General features: G+C 34.1%; 25 protein-coding genes and 1 pseudogene. 18 read left to right on the top strand and 8 right to left on the bottom strand.

The genetic code is table 11. From position 1 onward, the window contains the following. Nucleotides 1-38 precede the first annotated feature (38 nt). The 7 genes from DS830_RS06585 to DS830_RS06555 all read left to right on the top strand — a co-directional run bounded on the left by DS830_RS06585 (nucleotide 39) and on the right by DS830_RS06555 (nucleotide 5,280). Nucleotides 39-527, top strand: a complete 489-nt coding sequence (locus tag DS830_RS06585; RefSeq protein WP_118900476.1) for a hypothetical protein — start codon at nucleotides 39-41, stop codon at nucleotides 525-527. Beyond that, nucleotides 524-1,381: a sulfite exporter TauE/SafE family protein gene (locus DS830_RS06580; protein ID WP_118900478.1), complete on the top strand. Its 858-nt coding sequence runs from the start codon at nucleotides 524-526 to the stop codon at nucleotides 1,379-1,381. Before DS830_RS06585 ends, DS830_RS06580 begins: the two co-directional genes overlap by 4 nt. A gap of 1 nt (nucleotide 1,382) precedes the next feature. Then, nucleotides 1,383-1,745 (top strand): DUF1634 domain-containing protein, encoded by a 363-nt coding sequence (locus DS830_RS06575; RefSeq protein ID WP_118900480.1) that lies wholly within the window; start codon nucleotides 1,383-1,385, stop codon nucleotides 1,743-1,745. A 13-nt stretch (nucleotides 1,746-1,758) separates the two neighbouring features. Continuing rightward, nucleotides 1,759-2,619: an exodeoxyribonuclease III gene (locus tag DS830_RS06570; protein ID WP_118908720.1), complete on the top strand. Its 861-nt coding sequence runs from the start codon at nucleotides 1,759-1,761 to the stop codon at nucleotides 2,617-2,619. A 127-nt stretch (nucleotides 2,620-2,746) separates the two neighbouring features. Next, entirely contained in the window at nucleotides 2,747-4,171 is a 1,425-nt protein-coding gene (locus DS830_RS06565; RefSeq protein ID WP_118908719.1) for an SLC13 family permease, read from the top strand. A gap of 12 nt (nucleotides 4,172-4,183) precedes the next feature. Beyond that, the gene (locus DS830_RS06560) at nucleotides 4,184-4,870 is read left to right on the top strand and encodes an HAD family hydrolase (protein WP_118908718.1); all 687 of its coding nucleotides are present in this window, start codon (nucleotides 4,184-4,186) and stop codon (nucleotides 4,868-4,870) included. A gap of 194 nt (nucleotides 4,871-5,064) precedes the next feature. Further along, nucleotides 5,065-5,280 (top strand): hypothetical protein, encoded by a 216-nt coding sequence (locus tag DS830_RS06555; protein WP_118908717.1) that lies wholly within the window; start codon nucleotides 5,065-5,067, stop codon nucleotides 5,278-5,280. An 8-nt stretch (nucleotides 5,281-5,288) separates the two neighbouring features. Here DS830_RS06555 and nrdF read toward each other — a convergent pair whose 3' ends face one another. The 4 genes from nrdF to nrdH are packed head-to-tail and all read right to left on the bottom strand — an operon-like array spanning nucleotide 5,289 to nucleotide 9,042. Further along, nucleotides 5,289-6,263, bottom strand: coding sequence for a class 1b ribonucleoside-diphosphate reductase subunit beta (gene nrdF / locus DS830_RS06550; protein WP_118908716.1), 975 nt, complete (start codon nucleotides 6,261-6,263; stop codon nucleotides 5,289-5,291). 11 nt (nucleotides 6,264-6,274) lie between these two features. Next, entirely contained in the window at nucleotides 6,275-8,449 is a 2,175-nt protein-coding gene (gene nrdE, locus DS830_RS06545) for a class 1b ribonucleoside-diphosphate reductase subunit alpha (RefSeq protein ID WP_118908715.1), read from the bottom strand. Then, nucleotides 8,406-8,807, bottom strand: a complete 402-nt coding sequence (nrdI, locus tag DS830_RS06540; protein WP_118908714.1) for a class Ib ribonucleoside-diphosphate reductase assembly flavoprotein NrdI — start codon at nucleotides 8,805-8,807, stop codon at nucleotides 8,406-8,408. The genes nrdE and nrdI overlap by 44 nt, the downstream gene beginning before the upstream one ends. A gap of 1 nt (nucleotide 8,808) precedes the next feature. After that, nucleotides 8,809-9,042, bottom strand: a complete 234-nt coding sequence (gene nrdH / locus DS830_RS06535) for a glutaredoxin-like protein NrdH (protein ID WP_118900493.1) — start codon at nucleotides 9,040-9,042, stop codon at nucleotides 8,809-8,811. A 229-nt stretch (nucleotides 9,043-9,271) separates the two neighbouring features. Between nrdH and DS830_RS06530 the strand changes: the two genes are divergently transcribed. Beyond that, nucleotides 9,272-9,892: an LVIS_2131 family protein gene (locus tag DS830_RS06530; protein WP_118908713.1), complete on the top strand. Its 621-nt coding sequence runs from the start codon at nucleotides 9,272-9,274 to the stop codon at nucleotides 9,890-9,892. A gap of 72 nt (nucleotides 9,893-9,964) precedes the next feature. On the opposite strand, the gene DS830_RS06525 is transcribed toward DS830_RS06530, so the two are convergent. Further along, nucleotides 9,965-10,210 (bottom strand): DUF2187 domain-containing protein, encoded by a 246-nt coding sequence (locus DS830_RS06525; RefSeq protein ID WP_118908712.1) that lies wholly within the window; start codon nucleotides 10,208-10,210, stop codon nucleotides 9,965-9,967. Nucleotides 10,211-10,289: 79 nt separating this feature from the next. On the opposite strand from DS830_RS06525, the gene DS830_RS06520 reads away from it, so the two are divergent. From DS830_RS06520 to DS830_RS06505, 4 genes are all read left to right on the top strand, one after another. Then, nucleotides 10,290-10,859, top strand: a complete 570-nt coding sequence (locus DS830_RS06520) for a guanylate kinase (protein WP_118900499.1) — start codon at nucleotides 10,290-10,292, stop codon at nucleotides 10,857-10,859. 203 nt (nucleotides 10,860-11,062) lie between these two features. Then, the gene (locus DS830_RS06515; RefSeq protein WP_118900501.1) at nucleotides 11,063-11,740 is read left to right on the top strand and encodes a C40 family peptidase; all 678 of its coding nucleotides are present in this window, start codon (nucleotides 11,063-11,065) and stop codon (nucleotides 11,738-11,740) included. Between the two features lie 193 nt (nucleotides 11,741-11,933). Then, nucleotides 11,934-12,134, top strand: coding sequence for a cold-shock protein (locus DS830_RS06510; protein WP_118900502.1), 201 nt, complete (start codon nucleotides 11,934-11,936; stop codon nucleotides 12,132-12,134). 159 nt (nucleotides 12,135-12,293) lie between these two features. Then, nucleotides 12,294-13,469: an MFS transporter gene (locus DS830_RS06505; protein WP_240366794.1), complete on the top strand. Its 1,176-nt coding sequence runs from the start codon at nucleotides 12,294-12,296 to the stop codon at nucleotides 13,467-13,469. 59 nt (nucleotides 13,470-13,528) lie between these two features. Here the strand turns inward: DS830_RS06505 and pnuC are convergent, their stop codons facing one another. Beyond that, the gene (gene pnuC, locus DS830_RS06500) at nucleotides 13,529-14,266 is read right to left on the bottom strand and encodes a nicotinamide riboside transporter PnuC (RefSeq protein WP_118900504.1); all 738 of its coding nucleotides are present in this window, start codon (nucleotides 14,264-14,266) and stop codon (nucleotides 13,529-13,531) included. Nucleotides 14,267-14,456: 190 nt separating this feature from the next. On the opposite strand from pnuC, the gene DS830_RS06495 reads away from it, so the two are divergent. The 4 genes from DS830_RS06495 to DS830_RS06480 all read left to right on the top strand — a co-directional run bounded on the left by DS830_RS06495 (nucleotide 14,457) and on the right by DS830_RS06480 (nucleotide 17,161). Beyond that, nucleotides 14,457-15,032, top strand: a complete 576-nt coding sequence (locus tag DS830_RS06495; RefSeq protein ID WP_118908711.1) for an SOS response-associated peptidase — start codon at nucleotides 14,457-14,459, stop codon at nucleotides 15,030-15,032. A 12-nt stretch (nucleotides 15,033-15,044) separates the two neighbouring features. After that, nucleotides 15,045-15,791: an NADPH-dependent oxidoreductase gene (locus DS830_RS06490; RefSeq protein ID WP_118908710.1), complete on the top strand. Its 747-nt coding sequence runs from the start codon at nucleotides 15,045-15,047 to the stop codon at nucleotides 15,789-15,791. 66 nt (nucleotides 15,792-15,857) lie between these two features. After that, nucleotides 15,858-16,097 carry a GlsB/YeaQ/YmgE family stress response membrane protein gene (locus tag DS830_RS06485; protein ID WP_118900510.1) on the top strand — a complete coding sequence of 80 codons (240 nt, stop codon included), beginning with the start codon at nucleotides 15,858-15,860 and terminating at the stop codon, nucleotides 16,095-16,097. 122 nt (nucleotides 16,098-16,219) lie between these two features. Beyond that, the gene (locus DS830_RS06480; protein WP_162887540.1) at nucleotides 16,220-17,161 is read left to right on the top strand and encodes a DNA/RNA non-specific endonuclease; all 942 of its coding nucleotides are present in this window, start codon (nucleotides 16,220-16,222) and stop codon (nucleotides 17,159-17,161) included. Here DS830_RS06480 and DS830_RS06475 read toward each other — a convergent pair. Both DS830_RS06475 and DS830_RS06470 read right to left on the bottom strand, forming a co-directional pair. Beyond that, nucleotides 17,154-17,909 carry an NAD(P)H-dependent oxidoreductase gene (locus tag DS830_RS06475; RefSeq protein WP_118908709.1) on the bottom strand — a complete coding sequence of 252 codons (756 nt, stop codon included), beginning with the start codon at nucleotides 17,907-17,909 and terminating at the stop codon, nucleotides 17,154-17,156. The two genes, DS830_RS06480 and DS830_RS06475, sit on opposite strands and share 8 nt — an antisense overlap. Nucleotides 17,910-18,129: 220 nt before the next feature. Next, nucleotides 18,130-19,773: pseudogene (locus DS830_RS06470) on the bottom strand (peptide ABC transporter substrate-binding protein). 577 nt (nucleotides 19,774-20,350) lie between these two features. On the opposite strand from DS830_RS06470, the gene DS830_RS06465 reads away from it, so the two are divergent. Then, nucleotides 20,351-20,539 carry a helix-turn-helix domain-containing protein gene (locus tag DS830_RS06465; protein WP_118900515.1) on the top strand — a complete coding sequence of 63 codons (189 nt, stop codon included), beginning with the start codon at nucleotides 20,351-20,353 and terminating at the stop codon, nucleotides 20,537-20,539. A gap of 203 nt (nucleotides 20,540-20,742) precedes the next feature. Beyond that, a complete protein-coding gene (locus tag DS830_RS06460) occupies nucleotides 20,743-24,519 on the top strand; it encodes a pectate lyase-like adhesive domain-containing protein (protein ID WP_205526776.1) in 3,777 nt (1,258 codons plus the stop codon). Nucleotides 24,520-24,590 lie beyond the last annotated feature (71 nt).

The raw sequence follows: 24,590 nt of genomic DNA, 5'->3' as shown, positions 1-24,590 counted from the left end.
GTATCATGGTCTCAAGATTATAAATGTGAGGTTATAAAATGGAAATTACAGCGGCACAATATCAAGATAAGATTGCTCAAAAATCTTATCAAAATTTTACCACTTCAATCCAATTAACAAGACGCTTAGCCAAATCCAAGATTAAGACTGCTGTTAATCAGCTGTGTCTACAAGTGCAAGACGCTGTTGATAGTGGCTACTTGGCTCAGGGACAGTTAGCAGTAACCGGATTACCTTTTGCCATTGAGTTTGCACTACAAAGCGGTATTATTAACTTACCATTTCAAGATTATCAAAAAATTAGTCATTTTTTTGATAAAGAAGAAACCAAAACTGTTAAAATTTATTTAGTCACTGTGAGTGAACAAATTAATGTTTCGAAACTGCGCATTGATCAAGTGGCTGCTGATCCTAGTAAACTAACAGAGCAAATTGATGTTATTGTTGAGATGGTTCACGATAATCTTCAGCAAGCATTAGAAAATTATGATAATCAATCTCTAAAGAAAGAAGACAAAGATAAATGATTGCTACTAATAGTCTTTTGTTAATGTTGATTACAGGCTTATTAGCCGGAATTTTAGGTGCAATTTTAGGAATTGGTGGCGGCATGATTGTCACCCCGATTTTAACAGTGGCAATGGGTTTGGATATCAAATATGCCATTGGCGCTAGTATTATTGTTGTAATTGCTACTAGTTCGGGGGCGACGATTTCTTTTTTAAAGGATGAAATGCTTAATTTACGTGTGGCGATGTTCCTAGAAATTGCGACAACCATTGGTGCTGTCAGTGGAGCAGCTTTAAATGGAGTAATTCCAAAATCAATTTTGTATATTTTATTTGGATTATTAGTTTTAAATTCTAGCTATACCATGATTAAAAAATTACGCGGTAAAACCAAAACTGATACTACTGAGAATGTTCATCCAGATTATTTAGCTCAAAAATTACGTTTAGACGGTAGTTACTATGATAAGGCGACAAAAGAAGAAGTCGAATATCAGGTCAAAAATGTTCCTGGTGGCTTTTTGATGATGCTTATTGCAGGTTTAGCTAGTGGCTTATTAGGTATTGGTAGTGGGGCTTTTAAAGTGATTGCTATGGATAATATTATGAAAATGCCCCTGAAACCTTCAAGTGCCACGAGTAACTTAATGATGGGGGTAACTGCTGCGGCCAGTGCAACGGTATATTTCTTTAATGGGACGATTGTTCCACATATTGCAGTGCCTTTGGCTGTTGGCGTTGTGTTTGGTGCAGTAGTAGGTAGTCGTATTATGCAGCATTTACAACCAAAAGTAATTCGAATTATCTTTATTCCAATTCTGTTGTATTTGGGTTTGCAGATGCTTTTAAAGGGATTTGGGGTGAATATTTAACATGAACAAACAAGAAATGAATGAAATTGAATTAATTATCGGTAAGATTTTGCGTGTTGGTGTTATTATTTCAGTAACAGTAATGATTGTTGGCATGGTGCTGTTATTAATTAAGGGTGATGGCGGTTATGGCAGCCATTTTCCTACTACTTTTGCTGCAATTGGTCGCGGTTTAGTACAATTTAAACCCGATGCTATTTTAATGTTAGGTGTCTTTTTGTTGATATTAACTCCAGTGTTACGGGTTATAGTTTCTATTTATGCTTTTTTTAAGGAACAAGATTATTTATATGTTTATATTACCGTTTTTGTCTTAATCATTTTAGTAGGAGCCATGATTGCTGGTTATTGGATTGGCAAATGAAAGGTGGTAAATAATGGAATATCAATTTATTAGTTGGAATATTGACTCCTTGAATGCAGCTTTAACTGGAAAAAGTCCTCGGAGTGACTTGACTCGAGCAGTTTTGCAAAAAATTGTTCAGCTACACCCTACAGTTTTAGCTATTCAAGAAACTAAATTATCTGCTGATCAAAATAAAGTGAAAAAGCTATTACAACTCTTAACGGATTATTTTCCAAATTATGCGGTAGAATATCGGATATCTGAACCACCAGCTCGTAAAGGTTATGCAGGAACTATGATGTTATATCTCAAGTCTTTGCCTCAGCCACAAGTCACTTTCCCACATATTGGAGCTCCTGAACCAACAGATGATGAAGGACGGATGATTACACTCGAATTTCCGGAATTTTTTGTCACGACTGTTTATACCCCTAATGCAGGACAAGATCTTAATCGTTTAGCCTTACGGCAAGAATGGGATGATTGTTATCGACAGTACTTGACTCAATTAGATCAGCAAAAGCCGGTCTTAGCTTGTGGAGATTTCAATGTTGCTCATGAAGAAATTGACCTAGCTCATCCACAAAATAACCATCATTCTTCTGGATTTACAGACGAAGAACGGAAAAAATTTTCACAATTGTTGGCAGCAGGTTTTACTGATAGTTTTCGGTATTTATATCCCCAAGCTCAAGGATTTTATCAAGAACAACGAAGTGTTTACACTTGGTTTCCCCAACGAGTACGAACCAGTAAGCAAAACAATTCTGGTTGGCGCATTGACTATTGGTTAGTTTCAAACCGTTTAGCTGATAAAATTGAAATTTCCGAGCCCTTAGCGACTGGAGAAAGACAGGATCATTTACCAATTTTATTAAAGTTTTCCATGTAATTTATAAACCGTAAAGCTAGCTTTACGGCTTTTTGTTTATGAAAGACTAAAATTATTTTTTAAATACTTTTTAATAAGTGAAACTTTTTTTCTACAAGATGTAATGTTATGATAGCGTTATAGTTTAATTAAGGAGTCGATAAAAATCGAAACTATACAGTTTGATAAAAAAAGTCAGCTAAAGCTGATTTTTAAGTTTGTTTTAGCAGCACTCTCTTGCTTATTCTTTGTAATTCCTCCTTTTCCAGGATTAACGCGACCAGCAATGAATTATCTCGGGGTATTTTTGTTAATTATTATTTTTATGATGATTCATATAGTTGCTGACTATGTCGTAATTATTTTAGGCTTAATGTTGATGGTCGTAGTAGGTGTTGGCAGTTTTCGTGAAGTTTTTAGTTTGTTTGGTGATACGTCTTTTTGGAATTTAATTGGTATTTTTGGATTTTCAGCCGGAGTAATTAATTCAGGCTTATTAAATCGCTTAACCAACAAGTTGTTTTCTATTTTTCCAGATACGATAGTAGGACAGGTAACGGCGATTTTTATCTCGGGTTTAATCTTAAGTCCTTTAATTCCGAGTGTGACTGCTAAAATGACCCTATTAGCTTCGTTTGCAGTAGTAATTGCCCAGCAGCATGGATATGCAAAATCTTCCAAAGAAGCTGTGGCATTATATATTGCAATGTATTTGTCAGGGTATGTTTTTGGAATCGCTTTTAGTACTGGTGGGACTTCAGCAGCGATAATTGTGGGAATGTTAGAAAAACAAAAACTTAATTTTGGTAGTTATTTGGCTAATTCTTTTGTATGGTTATTATTAGTTGCACTGGTATTTTATTTGATTTTATTACAAATGTTTAAGGGTGATAAAAATCATCAACCACAAAAAACTACCACCACAACAACTAAGACAGAACCGATGTCCAAAAATGAAAAATTTACCATGTGGGTTTTGATTATTGCTTTATTTTTCTGGATATTTGGACCAATATTTAATGTTCCTTCTTATTTGGTAGGTGTGGTAGCTTTGTGTGCCTTTTTAACTCAGGGAACATTATCGACAAAAGAATTTAAATCCAAAATTAGTTGGGATATGGTTATTTTAATTACTGGCTTTATGGAAACGGCGCAGTTATTAACCGATTTGCATATCGACACTTGGTTAGCTAATAAAATGGCGCCAATATTAGGACCAGTAGTGAATAATATTTATATATTTATTCCGGTTCTTTGTTTATTAGTTGTGTTGGTTCGTACTTTTGTGGTTTCTGAAGTTGCATGCATGAGTATCTTTTATGCTCTTTTTGCTGAATCATGTGCCGAAGTAGGAATTAATGCTTTTATTATTTTATTTATTACTTTGGTCATTTCACAAACTTGGCATACTTCATACAATCAGATGGGATTTGATGCTGCTCAAGCAGCAACAGATAGATCTTTAGTAGAATATCAAGATATTCAAAAGTTCTCTTGGATGTATATTGTTGTTTGTGTGGTGATATTTGAGTTAAGTGTGCCTTTATGGCATTTAACAGGGATGATTAAATAGGAGGGTTAAATAATGAAATATGAGATAGTTTTATTTGATATTGATGATACTTTATTGACATTAGAAAGTGATGGGACTTGGCGTAAAATGTTTGGCTGGCTATTAAATGAGGTAGGTGTTCAAGCAACAGATCAAAATTATCAAGATTTTATTGATAATAATCATCGTTTATGGGCCCAAGCAGAAAATGATGAAATCAGTACAGAAGCTGTTTTTGATAATCGCTTTGATTTGCCCTTTATTCAAGATTGTGGCGTGTCAGCAGCTGAGTTAGATGTTCGCTTTCAAGAGATGCAACAACATGAAAGTACACCTACTAAGGGCGCTTTAGAATGTTGTCAAAAGTTGAGTCAGTCCTTAGATTTGTATACGGCCTCTAATGGTAAACAAAAAACACAAGCAACTCGAGTTCAAGGCTCACCATTAGCACCATATTTACAAAAAGTTTTTACTTCTGAAAGCGTCCAAACCTTAAAGCCGAAGCCTGAATTTTTTGCGAAAATTTTGCAAGAAATTGGCGTTGCAGACAAGCAAAAAGTTCTCATGGTAGGCGATACTTATGGAGAAGATGTCTTAGGAGCGCATAATTTTGGGATTGATAGCTGCTGGTTAAATCTAAAGCAAGAAGCTACACCCGAATCGAATTTATGTACCTATCAAGTGCCGGATTTGGGTAAATTGCCCGCGTTAATTATGTAGTTATGAAAAATACCGGAGCAAAAATTTGTTCCGGTTTTTTAGTATCATTGATAGCAAGATGCGGCCTTTTTGTAAATGCTGTTTTAATAGGCAAATGTGAGCTGGTGTTCTTGAATTAGCATATATCTTATATTGACATTGAGAGTATAAGATTGTTTAATATATTTTAATTTCCTGATTGTGAGGCGTTCTTAATGAAGAAATGGTTGGTTATTTTTTTATTAGTTATTAATATTATTTCTATTGGTTATCAGGCTTCACCATATTATGGCAACAACCAAATAATTAACTTAACTGAGATTGCGATTAACCTACTAAATCTAGGCTTTATAGGTTATTTATGGAAATATCAAAAGAGCTGGCATAGAAAAAATCCGTCCAAACAATTATGTGTCTGGACGGATTTTTAAAATTGTAACTACTTATCATCTAAGCCAATATTATAATCGGAATCTTTCATAGCAGAGACTTTACCTAATAAGTAACCATTACCAACTTGAGAGAAGAAGTCGTGGTTATTGGTACCAGTAGACAATCCGTTCATCACAATTGGATTGACGTTTTCTGCATTACCATCAGCAAATAATGGGTTTTGGCCTAAGTTCATCAAAGCTTTATTGGCGTTATAACGAAGAAAGTTATTCACTTCATCTGTCCAGCCAATTTCATCATACAAGACAGACGTATATTTTTCTTCATTGTCATAAAGCCTATAGAGTAAATCATACATCCAATCTTGTAATTTTTGCTGCTCGTCTTTATCCAGTTCGTTAAAACCGAGTTGGAATTTATAACCGATATATGTGCCGTGAACCGACTCGTCACGAATAATTAGTTTGATAATTTCTGCGACATTGGTTAATTTATTATTTCCCAGGTAATAAAGAGGTGTATAAAATCCAGAATAGAATAAAAAGGTTTCTAAAAAGACAGATGCCACCTTTTTTTCTAAAGGTTTGCCATTTTGATAAATGTCATTAATAACTTCTGCTTTATGTTGCAAATATTGATTATGATTGGTCCAATCAAAAATTTCGTCAATTTCTTCGGCAGTATTTAAAGTGCTGAAAATTGAAGAGTAACTTTTAGCATGGACAGATTCCATAAATTGAATATTATTAAAAACAGCCGTTTCTTCTTGAGTACGAATGTCTTTACGTAATTGGTCAATTCCATCTTGAGATTGTAAGGTATCTAACAAAGTTAAGCCGCCAAAAACATGTCCGACTAAAGTATGTTCGACTTCGGATAATGTCCGCCAATCATCACGATCATTAGAAAGAGGAATACGAGTATCTAGCCAGAATTGTTCGGTTAACTTCTCCCAGGTAGCTTTATCGATTTGATCTTCAATTTCATTCCAATTAATTGCTTTATAATATGTTTCAACCATTTTGTACTCCTTTAAATTGTACAACTTTCGCATTCATTAACACCAATTTCACCACTATCATCAGTAAAAGTACGGACGTAATAAAGTGATTTGATACCCTTATAATAAGCATAATTGCGTAAAATCGTCAAATCACGTGTTGTCTGCTTCCCCTCTTCTTCCGGAGTTTTCCACTCGTAAAGCCCTTCAGGTATGGAAGAACGTACAAATAAAGTTAAGCTCATGCCCTGATCAACGTGTCGTTGTGCAGCAGCATAAGTATCAATCACTTGGCGCATGTCTGTATCATAAGCAGATTTGTAATAAGAAATAGTATTATTGCTTAAATGCGGAGCTGGATAATAGAGTTTACCGTTTTTCTTTTCTTGGCGTTCTTCAACTAACCAGGTAATCGGCTGCAAACTTGCACTTGTGTCATCAATGTAAGAAATCGAACCTGTAGGAGCCACAGCTAAGCGGTAAGCATTGTACAAACCATCTTGTTGAATCTTTTTTTGAAGTTTTTGCCAATCTTCAGGGCTCGGAATAAAGATATTATGAAATAGTTTTTGGACTTGTTGATTTTGCGGACGAAAATCATGATGACGATATTGGAAAAAGTAAGAACCGTCAGCATACTTAGATTTGTCAAAATTCGCAAAAGTTTCTTGCCGTTCTCGAGCAATGTTATTACTTTCTACCAAGGTCCAATAATTAAGCAACATGAAATAAACGCTCGTAAATTCCAAAGCTGCCGGCGAGCCATATTCAATATGGTTAATAGCTAAATAAGTGTGTAAGCCCATAGCACCTAAACCAATTGCATGACTTAATTGATTACCTTTTTTGATAGTAGGCACAGCCTCAATATTAGAGTGATCTGAGACAAACGTTAAAGCTCTTGTCATTGTGCGGACAGAATCACCAAAATTAGGACTTGCCATTAAGTTAGGAATATTAGTTGAACCGAGATTACAGCTGACATCAGTTCCCATTTTGAGATATTCTTGCCGATCATTTAATTCAGATGGTACTTGAACTTGTTGTATTTCTGAACAAAGATTACTCATAATAACTTTACCAGCAATTGGATTGGTGCGATTAACAGTATCAATGTTTAAAATATAAGGATAACCTGATTCTTGCTGTAATTTACTGATTTCTAATTCGACGTCCCGAGCTTTAATTGGATATTTGGTAATATTGGGATTAGCAACCATTTGGTCATATTCTTTGGTAATATCCACATAAGAGAAGGGTACACCATAAATCCGCTCAACATCGTAAGGACTGAATAAATACATTTCAGCATCTTGTTTGACTAATTCGTAAAATTTGTCAGGGACAATAACACCTAGAGAAAGGGTTTTCACCCGAATCTTTTCGTCAGCATTTTCTTTTTTAGCAGATAAAAAGTCCATGATATCAGGATGAAAGACGTTTAAATAAACCGCCCCAGCACCTTGACGTTGCCCTAGTTGATTACTGTAACTGAAACTGTCTTCTAGTAATTTCATAACAGGTAAGACACCACTTGATGCGCCCTTGATTCCTTTGATAGGAGAGCCCGCTTCACGCAAATTAGATAAAGTTAAGCCTACTCCGCCACCAATCCGCGACAATTGTAAAGCACTATTGATGGCACGACCGATAGAGTTCATGTCATCGGTGATTTGGATTAAAAAGCAGGATACAAATTCGCCGCGTCGTTTTTTACCAGCATTTAAAAATGAGGGTGTAGCAGGTTGATACCGTTGATGAATCATTTCATCTGCTAATTGTTGTGCTAATTGTTGATCACCACCAGCAAAGTATAGGGCATTAAACAAAACGCGCAGTTCGTAATTTTCCAAATAATAACTGCCATCACTAGTTTTCATGGCATACTGGTTGTAAAATTTATAAGCAGCCATGAAAGATTTGAAACGGAAATTTTGGGCTTTGAGAAAATCATATAATGACTGGATGAAGTCGAAAGGATATTCTTTTAAAAAGTCCGATTCTAAATAATCTTTGGCAATTAAATTTTGTAAATGCTCTTGAAGATTATCAGCGATTTTAGTGTTGGGCTCAACGTTTTCCTCAAAAAAAGCTGCTAAAGCAGCTTGATCGCGATTAAGAGGAATGTGGCCATCCACTGGAATATTTAATTCATTATTTAACTTAAAGTATGTGACTTTGGATATGTCGAGATTGTTTAGACTCAAATTCTTCAACTACTTTCTGGAAATTTTTGACATCATTGTCAGTACCATTAAATTCAAAATCAAAAACAACTGGTACCTGCAAGCCATGAGCAATATCTTTAGCAGTATGAATATATAGTTCGTTAAAGTTACGATTGCCGCCACCTGCAACACCAACTAAGTTACGTGTGTTAGATTGATAACCTAAAAAATCAATCACTGCATCCATCATATCATCATCATAGGCAGGTACTACTAAAATATAAGGTGCACCCATTTCATGATCAGGATCAGCATCATTGATTTCATAGGCTTTCAGACCAGTTTTTTGAATAAAGCGTCGTGTTTGTCCAGTAATTGAATAAAAAGCAATTTTCATTTTAATGTGTGAGCTCCTTTAACTCGTCAGGACGAAAACCAACAATTGGATTGTTATCAGCAGCCATTACTACAGGCACACTTTGAAATCCTTGTTGCTTAAGATAATCAAGATATTGGGGTTGATTATTAATATTGCGTTCTTCAAAATGAACGTTATGTTCGTTTAAAAATCTTTTGGTCATTTTACATTGGATACAACCATTTTTAGTAAAAACTGTAATTGGATTTTTCATAATAAAGCCTCCCTTAAACTGTAATTATTATAGCTTCTCTAGAAGACAAATACAATATATAGTGTTGTCTTAGTTAGTGAACACTGTATCATGTGTTTGCTGGTAGTGATGAGAACGCGGTTTGAATGGAAAAAAATTTTTAAAATTATTTATCATGGATAAGCAACTAGTGATTGAGCTATAATTAAGTCACAAATTAAATCATTTTATAAACTGGAGAGTATGGATAATGCATTTAAATTGGAATCTTTTAGGACTGGCCGTGTGGCTGATAATTATCGTTGCGATTGTTGCGGTTATTTTTAACATTCGTAAGCGCCATTTAAAAATGATTGTTGTGCACAAAAAGCGTCATTCTTTGTCTAATAGTTTGTTAGATATTATAGAAGTTGGAGCCATCTTACTGGCAATTGGAACGATGTTTTATCTGACCTTTTTAAATAAAGTTAGTGTCAAAGATACCCAACGAGTTTACTTAACTTATGAAGTTAAGCCCTTAGTTATGCAAACTAAAGACGCTCAGGGATTTTATGTACAAGCCAAAGAAGCCCAAGGGAAAAACATTATGCAATATTACACTTACTGGGTAAAAGGAGCGCGCTTCACTGTCCCTGGAAACAATGCTTCAATCTCTGACGGCCATCAACCGATTAGTTTAAATGCTAAGAATTACCCTTGGCCGCATACAGAAAAGTACGATAAGAAGTATCAGTATGCATACGTAATGACAATGATAGCTCGTTATAAAAATAATGTTACCAATGGTTTGGGGTTACATGCGGGTAATGTAGCTACAGATTATTCTTTAATCCGCGTACCTTCAAGTACCTTTGTTAATATCATCAAGTAATTTTTATACGCATACTAAAAGAGCGTTAAGACAAATATAATCTTAACGCTCTTTTTAAGGAAAATATTGCTACTATTTGGTTGTGGTACTTTTATCTGGAGTATTGTTGTCTTTAAGCTTTTTAAGTGAGTTTACGTTAACGATAATTTTGTGATTCAATTCCGCTACATTGTCACTATCTTTTGGATCATAATCATCAATTGTCAATAATGCAGAATTACTATATACTTTTTCAACTGTACCGATAAAAGGATGTTCCATGTCTTCTTGAACTTTACCTTGAAGCTTATCACCAACATTAATTGCAGAAATCTTCATTATCTGACCTTCCTTTGTACAAACTTCTATTTATAATAGAATATAATTTCCAATTTGACAATTATTTAGGAGTACTTAGATGAAAAAATTATTTATTTTAACTGGAGCCAGTGGCGTCGGTAAAACTACAGTAAGCCGTTATTTACTGCAAAAACATCATATACCGGCCATAATTACACATACAACGCGCCCTCAGCGTCTGGGTGAAGTAGATGGAGTAGATTATTATTTTGAAACACCAACTAGTTTTGCTCAGAACAATTATTTAGAACAAGTTCAGTATGCCGGTTATCTTTATGGTTCTTCTGTTGAAGGACTAAACAAAAGTTGGGCTAAAAATGATTGGGTCAGTATTGTCTTAGATACAGCAGGGGCTATTACCTATAAACAACACTATCCTAAAGAGACAGTTATAATTTTTTTGACAATGGATATAAAGGAGTTATACCAGCGTCTTCAACTTCGTTCTGATGATCAACAAGCCCTTAAGCAACGCTTAAACAGTCCAGAATTTCAGCGGGATTTACATTTGCCTCCAGACTTGAAAAATCAAGCCTATGTCATTAATAATGATAACTGGCTGCAGACACAAAAGCGCTTAGATCAATTGATACAAAGACTAAAAACTATTTCTCATCATAAAAAATGACGAATAATTGGGTTTTGTAATGATTTGTAATGCTTTATTCTTTCTCTTGTAACATTCTTGCAATATAAGTAGTGTATTCTTCTCTTTGTTGAGTTGTTCGAGAGTTTTTCAAAGAGCTCATGAACAATAGTTAAAATCAAATTTAAAATAAAACAATTAAGAGAATAATAATATTTCTATTTATATGGAGGAAAATATTTTTTATGGTTTCTAAAAAGCAAATTACCAGTTTCATCGCAGCTAGTGTTATCGGAATTTCAGCTTTGGGTGCTTTTAATTCCAGCAATCATACTCAAGAAGTGCAGGCTGCTGTTGCAGGACAAGCAGTAACTGTTAATGCTAACGGTGGTCAAGTTGCTTTACGGGTTAGCCCAGACGATAATGCTGCTGCAACTGGTCAAAATGTTGCTGATAATACAGCTTGGTCTGTTGTTAGTGTTGCAACAGATGCTAAAGGTCAGGTTTGGTATAATTTGGCTAGCAGTGCATGGATTAAGAGCAGTGATGTAGTTGACACAAATGCACAAGCACAAAAATTAATTGATACTGCTAAAGCTCAAATAGGCAAGCCATATTCTTGGGGTGCTAAAGGACCAAGCGCTTTTGATTGCTCTGGTTTAATGCATTATGTATATCAACAAGCTTTAGGTAAAGAAATCGGTGGCTATACTGTAGCACAAGAAGGCGCTGGTCAGAGTGTTGCTATTAATGATATGAAGCCAGGAGATTTAGTGTTCTGGGGTTCACATGGTTCTACTTATCATGTAGCTTTATATGTAGGTAATAACCAGTATATCGATGCACCTAAACCTGGTCAAAATGTTGATGTTCACACAATTTCTAGTTACTTCATGCCATCATTTGGTGTGCGGGTGCTTTAATAATTTAAGTATAGCTAACGGTAAACGTTGGCTTTTTTATATTTTTGTCTTGCTTTTCTCAACTAATGGTTGTAATATGTACTTATTGGGTTAATGTTTCGGTTAAAATTTTTTGTTCTTTTATGAATGATGATTTTCTAGCTCGACTTTAATGCAAAAAAATGTTGCGCACAGCGCAGGAGGTTTCATTCATATGGAACAAGGAACAGTTAAATGGTTTAATGGTGACAAGGGTTATGGTTTTATTACACGCGATAACGGTGACGATTTATTCGTTCATTTTTCTGCTATCCAAAGTGATGGTTACAAGACTTTGAACGATGGTCAACATGTTACTTTTGATGTTGAAGAAAGTGATCGTGGACCACAAGCAGTTAACGTTGTTGCTGAATAATTTTTATTAAACAGTAAATAATTGTTAAATTAAAAACAGCTAAAGGCTTCTTTGGATAATTTCCAAAGAAGCCTTTTTATATGCAAATGCATATTTACAATATTGTTATTCCTGTGATACGATGTTTGAGTTTGATTTTGTAAAGAAGGAGAGCTGCTCATGAAAAAGCTAAACAATTTTAAGATGCAAGTTTTTGTTTTGGTAATGACAGGTTTTATTCTAGGCTGTAGTGAATTTGTTATAGTTGGTGTCTTAAATGATATTGCACGTGATTTACATACATCTGTGGCCGCTGTAGGATATTTAGTAACAATTTTTGCGCTGGTTTATGCTGTAAGTACACCGATTATTGCTACGGCAATTGGTCGATATAATTTGTATTATTCCATGACAATTTTAATGTTGATTTTTATTGCAGGTAATGTAATGAGTGCAGTAGCCAATAATTTTTTTTGGTTAGCAATTTCGCGAATTATAACAGCTTTAGTATCGGGAGTAATTGTCTCTATTGCTATGACTTTTGCTAATGCAATTGCCACTCCAGCTAAGCGCCCACGTTTAATTGCTGGTATTTATTCTGGCTTCAGCATTGCTTCTGTCTTAGGGGTACCTTTAGGAACATGGATCAGTATTCACTGGAAGTGGCAAGCAGCTTTTGGTGTGATTGTAGTAGTTAGTATATTGGCTTTGGTTATTATGTTATTAGCACTACCTAATGATATTGTGCCGCCGAGCAGTAAAATGAAGCAACAATTAAAAATCTTTACCGATCGCCGGATTTTAGTAGGGATGTTTTTGCCCTTGTTTAATCTTGCAGGCTTTTATCCGCTGTATACTTATTTGCGGCCCATTTTATCGTCACAACTTCACTTTAACGCCAATAGCATCACAATTATCTTATTTTTATATGGGATTACTTCAATTATTAGTAATCAAATTAGTGGTTGGCTGGCCGAACGGGATGGCTTAACTTATATGTCTAAAATTTACGGAGTTTTGATAGTAATATTATTAGTATTTCCCTTTTTATTAGTATGGCGCTGGCTCAGTGTGGGAGTGATTTTGTTAATTGGAATAGCCATGTATCTAGTGAGTTCGCCAATTGCTATCTTTTATTTGGATATTGCGCAACAAGATTATCCACAATCAATTTTACTAGCATCCTCCATTAATTCGATTTTTTCTAATTTTGGGATTGCTGTGGGTTCAGCTACTGGGAGTTTTTTAGTAGCTAATGTAGGACTTAGCTCCGTAGGACCAAGTGGGGCTTTATATATTTTAATTGCTATTTTGATTGTAATCTTTATTAATAAATTTGCTCAGAAAAATAATTAATTTAAGTAGTCAAAAAACGAGCACAGATAAAGTTTGGTCTGTGCTCGTTTTTTTCAAGATTATTTGATTTCTTTCAAACCTAGACGACGCCGTCCGGTATTAAACCAAGGACTAACTGTAAATGCCAAGATATCATTCACGACGTAGACACTGGAGTTAATAGCCATTCCTAGGCTAGCGTCTCCTTGTTTAAAGGTAATAGCCCACAGAATCAATTGTGCGATTCCAGAAGTTAACCACCAGAAGTATTGATTATTATAACGCAAGAAGCAAACAATACCACCAGTTAAACTGATAGCAAATGCCATACCATCATAAATTGGTCGTGGATCATTGGTTAGATGTCCAATCAGATAAGCACTTAGTGCCCAAACTACAAGCGTAAAGATGATAGAGATAATCCATTCTTTGGATGAGAATTTTTTGAGATGATTTTTAGTATCGTCATTCCAAGTCCGCACGCTAATTAAAATGGGAATATCTAATGTTAAAACATAAGCTAATTGTTCGAACATGGAAAGATAATTTTTAGCTTCAAAACCGACGTAAATAAAACAAGCAGCACTTAATAAACCTAACCAGCCATTGACTGCCTTTGTAGCATTAATTGCTAGTACGCATAAAACACCTAAAGTAGTACCAATAAAAGTGATAATCGCTACTGGTGTAATTGGATGGTCAACCAAAGTCATAATTTGACAACCTAAAGAAAACCAAAACAGATAATAGTTTTGTTGTGGCCAACCTTTCAGTTGTTTAAATAACCACTTAAAATAATTCTCATTTGCACCTTGCAAGATAAGTCCCCCTAAATAATTTATTTTCGCTAATTCATTCTACTAGCAAATTTTTTAAAAAAAAGACTTTAAAACACTAGATATATGTGTTATGTATAAACTAAGTACAAGATGTAGTCAACAAACAGCAATAACCACCAGCATAAAAAAATGTAGTATTATATTTAGTTGTATTATTGGAGATGATTAAATGTGCGGTCGGTATATGTTTGAACCTCAAGCTAGTCCAGAAATGCAAAAAATTTACGAATTAGCTTGCCAAGGAGGAACACCACCTAAAACAGGAGAAGTGTTTCCCACTGATTTAACAGCTGTGGTGATTAATCAACAGGAAAAAGTTAGCGTAACTACGATGACTTGGGGATTTCCTGGTTTTAAGAATGGGCAATCTATTATTAATGCTCGTGCCGAAACGCTGGAGCAAAAGCCAATGTTTGCCAGACCTTTTCAATTGCAACGAGCCGTTTATCCAACAACGGGATTTTTTGAATGGAATAAGCAAAAAGAAAAATATTGGTTTAATTATTCCCAGCAAACACAGCCTTTATATTTAGCAGGATTCTATGATTATTTTGAGCATCGTCCCCGAGGAATTATTATTACCACAACTCCCAACGAATCGGTAGCGACGGTTCATAATCGTATGCCATTGTTACTGCGTAAAAATCAAATTTCTAGTTGGTTAAAAAATTTAAACTTTGCGCGGCAATTATTACAGCAGACGGCACCTGCGTTAACTGCTGTTCTATCATCTTCAAAAAACTAGGAGGAATCTTCATTGGAAAACCCAACTTTAGAATTATTACTAAATCGTCGGACTATTAGAGCTTTTAAACCGCAAACTTTAACGACAGAGCAATTAAATACCTTGATGGAAGTAGCTCGTCAAGCTGCCACTTCAACTTTTTTACAGCAATGTTCAGTTATCCATGTGACCGATGCACAAATCCGCTCACAAATCCGCGATATTACCACTCAATCTTATGTCGGAGCTAATGGAGATTTATTTATTTTTGTAATTGATCTTTATCGTAATCAACAAATTCGTCATCAAAAAGGAGAAACTGACGGTCGCTTACATGCAATGGACGTATTTTTACAAGCAATGGAAGATACTGTTTTGACAGCGCAAAATGTGACCACAGCGGCTGAAAGCATGGGATTGGGCTGTGTGTTTTTAGGCAGCATTCAAAATGATGCTCAAAAGATGATTAAATTATTAAATTTACCAAAAATGACTTTTCCTTTGTTAGGATTACAAGTGGGAGTCCCGGATCAACAACCACAATTAAAGCCACGACTGCCATTGAAATTCCGAGCTTTTGAAAATCAATATGATTATCACTACGAATTGGCTGATTTGGCTGATTACGATGATCAGATTCATCAATATTATGATTTGCGTGATACTAATCGGCGTGTTGATACATTTACACACCAAATCGCACAAAAGCTAACGACTAGCTTGGCCAAGCGGGATCAAATTTTGGCGGTATTACATCAACAGGGATTATGTTTAGAATAAAAATCAATAATTGCAAAATTGTTATGGAGAAGCTAAAATCAATGATAGTAGAGGAGGAACTATATTATGCATTGGTTATGGGTTTTGATTGTCGGAGCGATTATTGGCGCAATTGCTGGTGCCTTAACTAAGAAAGGAATGGGCTGGGTTGGTAATATTGTTTCTGGCTTAGTTGGTTCAGTTATTGGTGAGGCTCTTTTGGGTCATTGGGGTCCACAATTAGCTGGAATGGCAGTCATTCCGTCTGTTATTGGGGCCATTATTGTAGTAGCTGTTGTCGGCTATTTTGCAGAACGGTCGCATTAATTATTATAAATATTTGCTTATTTAATTTAGTTTTGGTAATTTGAATTAGCTGATAACTTAAATATCAAAAAGGGTTGGAGCAATTAATGTTCCAACCCTCTTTACTACAAAAGGAGCATGTTATGGCGCAAAAAAAGTCACGCAAATCGCAATCTTCAACATCATATTGGATTTGGTTAGTACTATTAGTTATTTTGGCCTTGTTTGGTGGTGGTAAAGCTGGCCATGTTACTAATTTTGTTGATAGTATGCAACATTTAAATTCCAACTCACTAATTCAAAATAATAAAGTCAAGATTAACAGTAGTGATAATCAAGAATTAATCAATTTACAATTTGATGCACATAAATATCCGCAAAATTATGCTATTATCAATAATAACCAGCCGGAATTTTCACAAGCAGCACAAAAACGGTTGCAAGTAATGCGCTCGGGAAATAATTTACAGGCTTATCTTAATCAATCCAATGATCAACAAGATACACTGTATAATAACTTAGACCAATTAGGGCGAACACAAGCAGTTACCAGTTTTGTACGATATCGTGATGTTGTCAAACATTCAGGTAAAGTAATGAAAAGACCGCCTTTTCCATCTTCAACGCGTATTTCAGGTGAATACTTGGACGGTCAATATAATGCTCAACAACAGCAATGGTATGGACACCAATCCAATAATAAAATGGTCCAATTAAGTTCATATCGTGGCTATTTATATAATAAAAGTCATTTACTAGCTTGGTCTTTAGGTGGTACTATGAAAACCAATAATGTGGTTTTAGGAACGCGAGCACAAAATGTAGGGACTAATAATCAAAATAATCCTGGGGGAATGGCCTATTCGGAAACGCGTGTCCGCAACTTCTTAAAGACACATCAACAAGAAGTAATATTTTATCAAGCTATTCCTGTTTATGCAGACAATGAATTGGTGCCCCGTGGAGTGCATGTATTAGCGCAATCAGTTCATGATCCGCAGGCTTTACAAATAAATGTTTGGACTTTCAATACTCAAGCAGGAGTAAAAATTAATTATCATACTGGGCAAGCAACCACTAACTAAATAAATCGCGTTGTAAATGTTCCCGGAGAGCTTGCCGAATTTGTTCTAATTTAACTTCATAATTGGGAACAAAGTTATGTGGACTTTGGTCATTAACAAAGCGTCCAGCATTTTTCATCCCCCAGAATTTCGCCGTATCATCATCAAAAACTTTAAAAGCTGTCATATATTGATCCCAAGTAGCATCGTTTTGCCCGATACCATCACCCAGATATCCTTGACCACCGCCAAGATATCCACAATTCATAATGGTATAAAGTTGGCGTCCTTGTAGTAAACCAACGGGCCCGTGACTAGTATTTTTATAAGCAAAACTATTTGCGAAGACCTTTTCGATATAGCCTTTGACAATCGCTACTGGGGCATCATGCCAGTTAGGATAAGCAAAGATAATAGTTTGAGCTTGCTGTACTAGATCTTGTTCTTTAGCTAAATAATGCGGTTTATGTCCCAAACCATCCTTAACATAATAAAATTCTTCAGGACGCAAAACAGGATCAAATCCTAAATCATATAAATCTCTAAGCTCAACTACGCAATCATGAGCTTCTAAAAATTGCATAGCTGTATAAATTAAATCATAAGTCATACTGTACTTACGCGGTTCGCCAGCAACAATTAAAATCTTGGCTTGATTGTTAGAGTCTTTAAAACCATGAGGCACATATTTTTGTCTTAAATGCTTAGGTATAATTGTGGCTGAAGTGGGAATCTTATTTTGTAAAATTTTTGCTGTTAATGAATCCATTTTTTCATCTCCTAAAGTTCTAATTATATGTATAATGCATTCACAGTATTTATGCAACTTTTTTATAATCTTGGTTAGTGTAGATTACTATTTAATTAAGATTGAGTTTTCTTCATAAAGTTATTATTATCATCATGATTCTAAAGCAAGGTTAACTTTTTGTTTAATTATATTGAAAGTAAAAAACCAATTAGGCTAGCTCAGTCTAATTGGCTTTTTATTATTTTATCCTAATTGATACCATGTTATAGTCACCCGAAGGTCCAAAGTCAACTCCCTTTACTCTAGGATGCGTCATAAATGATTGTCCATTTTGATAAAGCGGAATAGCAGCTACTTGTTCATTTGCAACGTTTTGAGCAGCTTTCATATCCTCCCAACGAGCTGAGGGTGTATTGGCGTCTTCATTTAAGGCTTTATTTACAAATCTATCATATTCTGCATTTGACCATTTGCCATCATTATAACTAGAATTGGTAGTAAATAAAGTTAGAAAGTTGATTGGGTCAGGGAAATCTGCGCTCCAAGCTGTAACTACCATGTCAAAATTGCCACTTTGAGCACGTGCAATGCGACTCTTAAAAGGAATATTACTCAGAGATACCTTTAATCCAGGTAATTTTTCTAATTGATTTTGTATAAATTCGTCTTGTTGTTTAGAGATTTCTAAATCGTCTCCTAAAAGTGTGAAGTGTAATTGCTTATTATTTTGACCAGTTTCTTTTAATCCTTCTTTCCATAATTGTTTAGCCTTAGTTAAATTATAAGTTGCAGTAGCTTTTGCCGTTTTATTTGTTTCGGCAGTAAAGTCTTTATTTTTATCTTTAGGATCAAAAGCCATATTAGATGCGTTAAATGTATTAGTTGCGACTGTACCACTTCCAACAATTTTTTGAGTTAATTGTTTTCGATTAATTGCTAAAGAAAGGGCATGTCTTATTTTTTGATTTTTAAAGAAACTATGTCTTTTTTGGTTTAATTCAATATAATATGTTGAATTTTGTTTGATAACACTATAATGTTTGTTGCCTCGCATTTGCTTAGAAATATCTCCAGTTAATAGTACTCGATCTAATTTATTAGACTGATAGAGATTTAGTGCAGTTGATGAATCTTTAACAACTTGATATTGGATTTTTCGAACTTGAACGTTTTTAGCATTCCAATATTTGTCATTTTTAACTTCAGTCCAACTATTATTAGTACCGTTCTAATTAACTAATTTATAAGGACCATTGGATACTAAAGTTTTAGAATTGGTACCAAATTTTTGGCCCCATTTTTTTACAATTTTTTGATTTTGTGGAAAAAAAGTTGGTGAAGTCATCAAAGCACTTAAATAAGGAATTGGTTTTTCTAAATTTACTTGAAAGGTATGTTTATCTAATGCTTTGACTCCTAAGGTGTTAGCAGCTTTAACACCAGAGGTAATATCTTTGGCATTAGTGATACCTTCAAAAAGGTAAGAAGAAGCGGACTTTGTTTTGGGATCAACAGTGCGTCTCCAGGCAAAAACAAAATCATCTGCAGTGACTGGATCACCATTACTCCATCTAGCATTTTTCCGCAATTTAAATGTATATGTTAGTCCATTGTTTGTGGGTTTAACAATGTTAGTAGCTATTGCCGGTTGTAATTCTTTTCCATGATAACGATACAATCCTTCCATGGTATTATTTAAATTTTGCGCACCAATCACATCAGTATTCATAGATGGATCCATTGTTGAAATAACATCTTTTTCAGAAATACGAATTGTGTCTTTTGGAACTTGTGATTTAGAGGTGGATGAACTACAACCTACCAAAACACTAGCACTAAGTAACGCGGTCACACTAGCAACAAATAATTTTTTAAACTGCACTGAAAGCACTTCCTTTCTAATTATAATTGAATTAAGTCTATAATAAATAACTTTAAAAGTAAATAAAAAATTAAAAAATAATTAGATTATAGTTAACGACTTTATCATTTTAAAATGTTGGTTATGAAGCTGAAATTCAGGTCTGATTGGCGAAACAATCTGCATACATAATTAAAATAATTTTATTATTGAGGGTTTATTATCTTTAGCATTAATTATTTCTCATAATGTTTTAAACATCCCAAATAAGATATATATTACGCAATTGAGCCGTTTTAAGCTTTGAAATTTAAAAAAAGTTAAAGAGCATAGTTTTTTGTTGTTTGCACTAACTAGACAAGTAATTATTAATAATAAATATGGTTGATTATGATAAATGAATGCTGTTATAAAAGCGATATTAATAACTAGAATAGTTAGAAATTTTTGAATCTAGAATTGATAGTTCTTATTCAAACTATGCTATATATAGCTTAGTTGTTATATGGCCAGGCATTGCAAATTTTATTTTTATAATTAACGTGTTATATTGCTTTTAATATCATTAGATCTTATAAATTTGAGAAAGGAGTTAAAAATGGCAGAAACAAGCAAACTTTTAGCTTATTTAAAGGCTAATCATATTAAACAGCAGTTAGTGGCAACAGTAATTGGTCGGTCCTTATCAACAACTAATCGTAAGTTGAATAATCATAGTGAATTTACCAAATTAGAAATTCAAAAATTACATGTTTCATTGAAAATTCCTATTGATATTCTTCTTTAAATGTAAAATCTAGCAATTAGATTTAACTATTAGAACACAGTACTTCTGACGACTTTATTGCTGTATTAATGAGATTGATTTTATATCTCAGAAAGAAGTATGCGATGTTTATTTTTAATAAAAACTGTTCTAATAGAATTTGTATTTTCAGTATTAGAGTTTTAATAATAAGTTTGATTAATGTGATAATCTTAGTTTTATTAATGCTTGTTCAAGTTAAAACAGTTCAAGCAGCATCAATTGTAAAATCCGATAATCTTAGTATTAATAATGTCTTAGGTACGCAAACCAATTTATTACAAGCGCAGACACCTTTGAATAATAACTCTAATAAATTACTCACAAAATCAGCAGTTCCTAAAACGGAAAATGATTTTAATTGGCCTGATACAGGAGACTTTGTTTTAGAAGCGAATCCTGCTGGCGGTAAAATTGCCTATGTTCGCAATAGCAAGCAATTTATGCATGCGGTCTATGGATATGGAGTTAACTATGAGCGCGCTAATACTAATAGATCTGTTAAAGATTCTGACATTACTAAAATTGTTTTAGTCAAAGATATTGATATTGTTTCACTAAGATCTGATAAGACGATTCCAGATATTCAAGTGAAAAATCCCACTAATGGACGGATGAGTAGACTGAATTTACCAGGTGGGTCTATTTATAATAATCATAATGGTGGTGATGGTGACAGCCTTTATATGACTATCAGGCGGCCGAGTTTTGAAAATAAACTAACAATTGATGGACAAGGACATTATATTAATGCTGGTAATTTTTATATTGAAACTAGTGATAGTTTAAATGTCAGTATTGAGGTGAATAATGTCACTTTATATGGTTCTACTTATTTGGGATTTATTCGAGCTGAAAATAATTCAGGGTGGACTCATGAAATTTTTCGGGATGTTAATTATTATGGGGCGCAATTTTTATACAGTAATGGCGATGTTAATATAACCACTTATGGAACAGTAAATGCTTTTTCTTTGTATACCTATAATGGTCCAGATGGTAACTTATATAGATGTCAAGGTACTGCGACTAATGCTCGAGAAGGCCAACAAAATATGGAAGTTCATAATGTTACTTTTGGAGCAGATAGTGTGTATAACGGGTACACTTATGCGGGAACAGCATTATATCTAACAGGAAATGCTAAACTGGAAAAGAATGCCAATGTAAATTTATATCCCAATACTGGTAATGGCTATCGTAATGGGAAATCAATTGTCATGGAGGCCGAAGATTGGAAAGATTGGGGTTATAAAAAAGCTACAGGACTTTATTTGTCAGATGATAATTCAAAAATTGAAATGGGTAAAGATAGTATTTTAAATATCAGTACTGATGCCAGAGATCCGTCTGAAGGACAGAAGTCGTTAGCTGATTATATTCCGGCGGCGGATAAAGGTTTAATAGATACTAGTGACGATATGATGACTAAAGGATTTACGTTTTCTGACACGACTCATGCCAATATCGCTGTAGCAATTAAGATGTTAGGTTCCAACAGTAAAATTGTATATGATCATGATTCTAACGCTCAAATTAATTTAAATAGTGATGGTAAGCGTAAAAATAGTATTATTAATATTGTTGGCGGTTTAGCGGATATTAATGATGGTTCAATGAAAATTTTAGCTTCTAACTTAGGTGATAGTAATATTAATTTGCTAGAAATTGGTTCCAATTCCAATATTTTAGTCGATAAAAATGGTGTTTTTGATATGAGTGCACCAAATGCCACAGGAAAAGTAAACATGATTTCTAGTGCAGGTAACTTCAAAGTGATGGTTTATAAACCCAAAAGACTAAAAATAGTACGACCTAATGATGATTCTAATTTAGTTTCTGGAAACGGAAACATAGAAATGCATGATATTAAAGCTACTGCATCTGGCAATGGGGTTGTATTGCAAGATGTTCCTTTTCAGTATTTGAATTTACCCTTTATAAGAACTAATTTAACAACTGAAGCCAATGATGCATTTTTGCAGGCACAGACAACCAGTAATGAATTAAAAAAGTTACAAACAGTTCTTCAACAATTGCAGATTGGTAATAGTAATAATTTTAATGAATTTGGACAAATTGATGTAACTAGCATTAATGGTCCCGAATTATCAGACACTTTTAAAACAATTGAGCCCCAACAAAAAGGAATTACAGGAACGATATCAAACAAAGAGCCTAATGATACAAGCCCTTTAACGGATACACAAATTCGGGTAGTCTTGCAACATCAAGGACAAGAGATTGACCTAGGAACTACAACAGAGATTAATCCAGACAAAGATTCTGTCGATCCAAAGAAAACAATGCTTAATCCACCAGTACAGTTGACCCCGATTGAGCCAGATAAGGTGGACTGGTTTGAGAGTAGTGTCAATAACTTGCCTAACCGCAGTAAACCTGGAGCTGATTTAGCGACGCCTTGGAAATACGTTACTGATCCGCACGTTATCAGTTGGCAGGGAAATACCTTTAATATTAATGATATTAATTTACTAATTGATAATTACAATCGTAATAATCCTAAAAATAAAATCACAAACTTTGCTCCCTCAGATATTCTAAAGGTGATGGCTGTTAATAACTTTCAAGCATCAACCGTTCGCCAAATTAGATTAAGTAATTTATCTCTTAATTTGGATAAAACTAAAGGTAAAAAAGTTTATGCTTTGGGTGATGACTTACAAATACCACTCCAATATCAAGATGTAAATCCGGATGCAAAAAAGTTATCAATTTATGGATATATGGATCCGGCTAATAATGAAATGCTGGTTCCTCCGGTTAGTCAAGCATTTAATGAATTTTCTATGACGCCTAATAAAGATGTGAATCAGCTAGTGTGGAAAATACCAGCTAGTGAAGGCGTAACAGCAACGCCACAAAAACATAATTATAAATTTTATGGTCAAGATGATAAGCAAAGCCAAAGTCCTATCTTTGATACAGATAGTAGTGGTAAAATTCCTGAAAATAGTTTATTAAATTATTTTTATGATGTTATTAATGTGCCAGCATACGCAGGTAATAAATTACTTGATAAAGGTCATACTAAAATTGCCAGTAATGAAAATGGGTATAAAAATCCAGCGGTCATCGCATCTGGTAAGTATACTGAAGCTAATATTTTTACTGCTAAAAATAAAACAGCAAAAGTCGACAATTTCACATTGTCACGTGATAATAAAACGGCATCAGCAGCAGATTCACCAGGAATAAGGTTAACTAATGATTTGCGTTTGACAGTTAGTGCAGGAAACAAACAGCAAACTCAAAGTATTAAATATGACACTAATTATCAGGCCAGTGATTTTGATCAAATTGCTGTTAATGGATATTTTCCAGTCAATACAACTTTTAAAGTTGAACAAGGAATTGAGATTGATTATGGACAAAAAGACCTTAATTTGGCACCAGTTCAACTGCAGACTAATTTTGATAATGACGGTATTTTGGATAGTTTAGACTTAGGCACAACTAGGAATTTACAATTAGGGAATGTATATTTATTGAGATTAACGGTCCCTAATTTGATGGATTTTGGGAAGCATATTCTTAATAACAAGGGCAAAGCTCCATATTTTATCTCTAATAGAGATGAAGTGCAACAAAATTTGCAATTAGAATATACGCAAATACCTAATAATAAATTAGCAGTGTCAGTTAAATTACAAAATGAATTAGAAAATAATCAAGGTCATATACTATATAATTCTCTTTTTTATAAAGCGTCGGGGAGTAATAGTACCGAACAAAATTTGAATACGACCAATGACACTGTCATTTTTAATAAAGTTTTACCGGCTAATGTTTCTAATACTAATGTTAATAATCACTTAGCCGATTCTTGGTGGGTAAATAAACAACAAGTTGCGGGTATTTTTTTAAAAAATGGTTTAAATAATCCTCAACTAGGTCACTATAGTACTACTTTGAATTGGTCAGTAACTAATAGTATCTAGATTCGAAATTGTAAAAATAGTCCGGCAAAAAAATGACAAAAAAGCAGATACTTTTAAAGTATCTGCTTTTT

The sequence above is a fragment of the Bombilactobacillus bombi genome, assembly GCF_003522965.1.
Taxonomy (GTDB): domain Bacteria; phylum Bacillota; class Bacilli; order Lactobacillales; family Lactobacillaceae; genus Bombilactobacillus; species Bombilactobacillus bombi.
The sequence above is the reverse complement of the archived record's forward strand: the minus strand, read 5'-3'. Positions and strand labels throughout refer to the sequence as shown.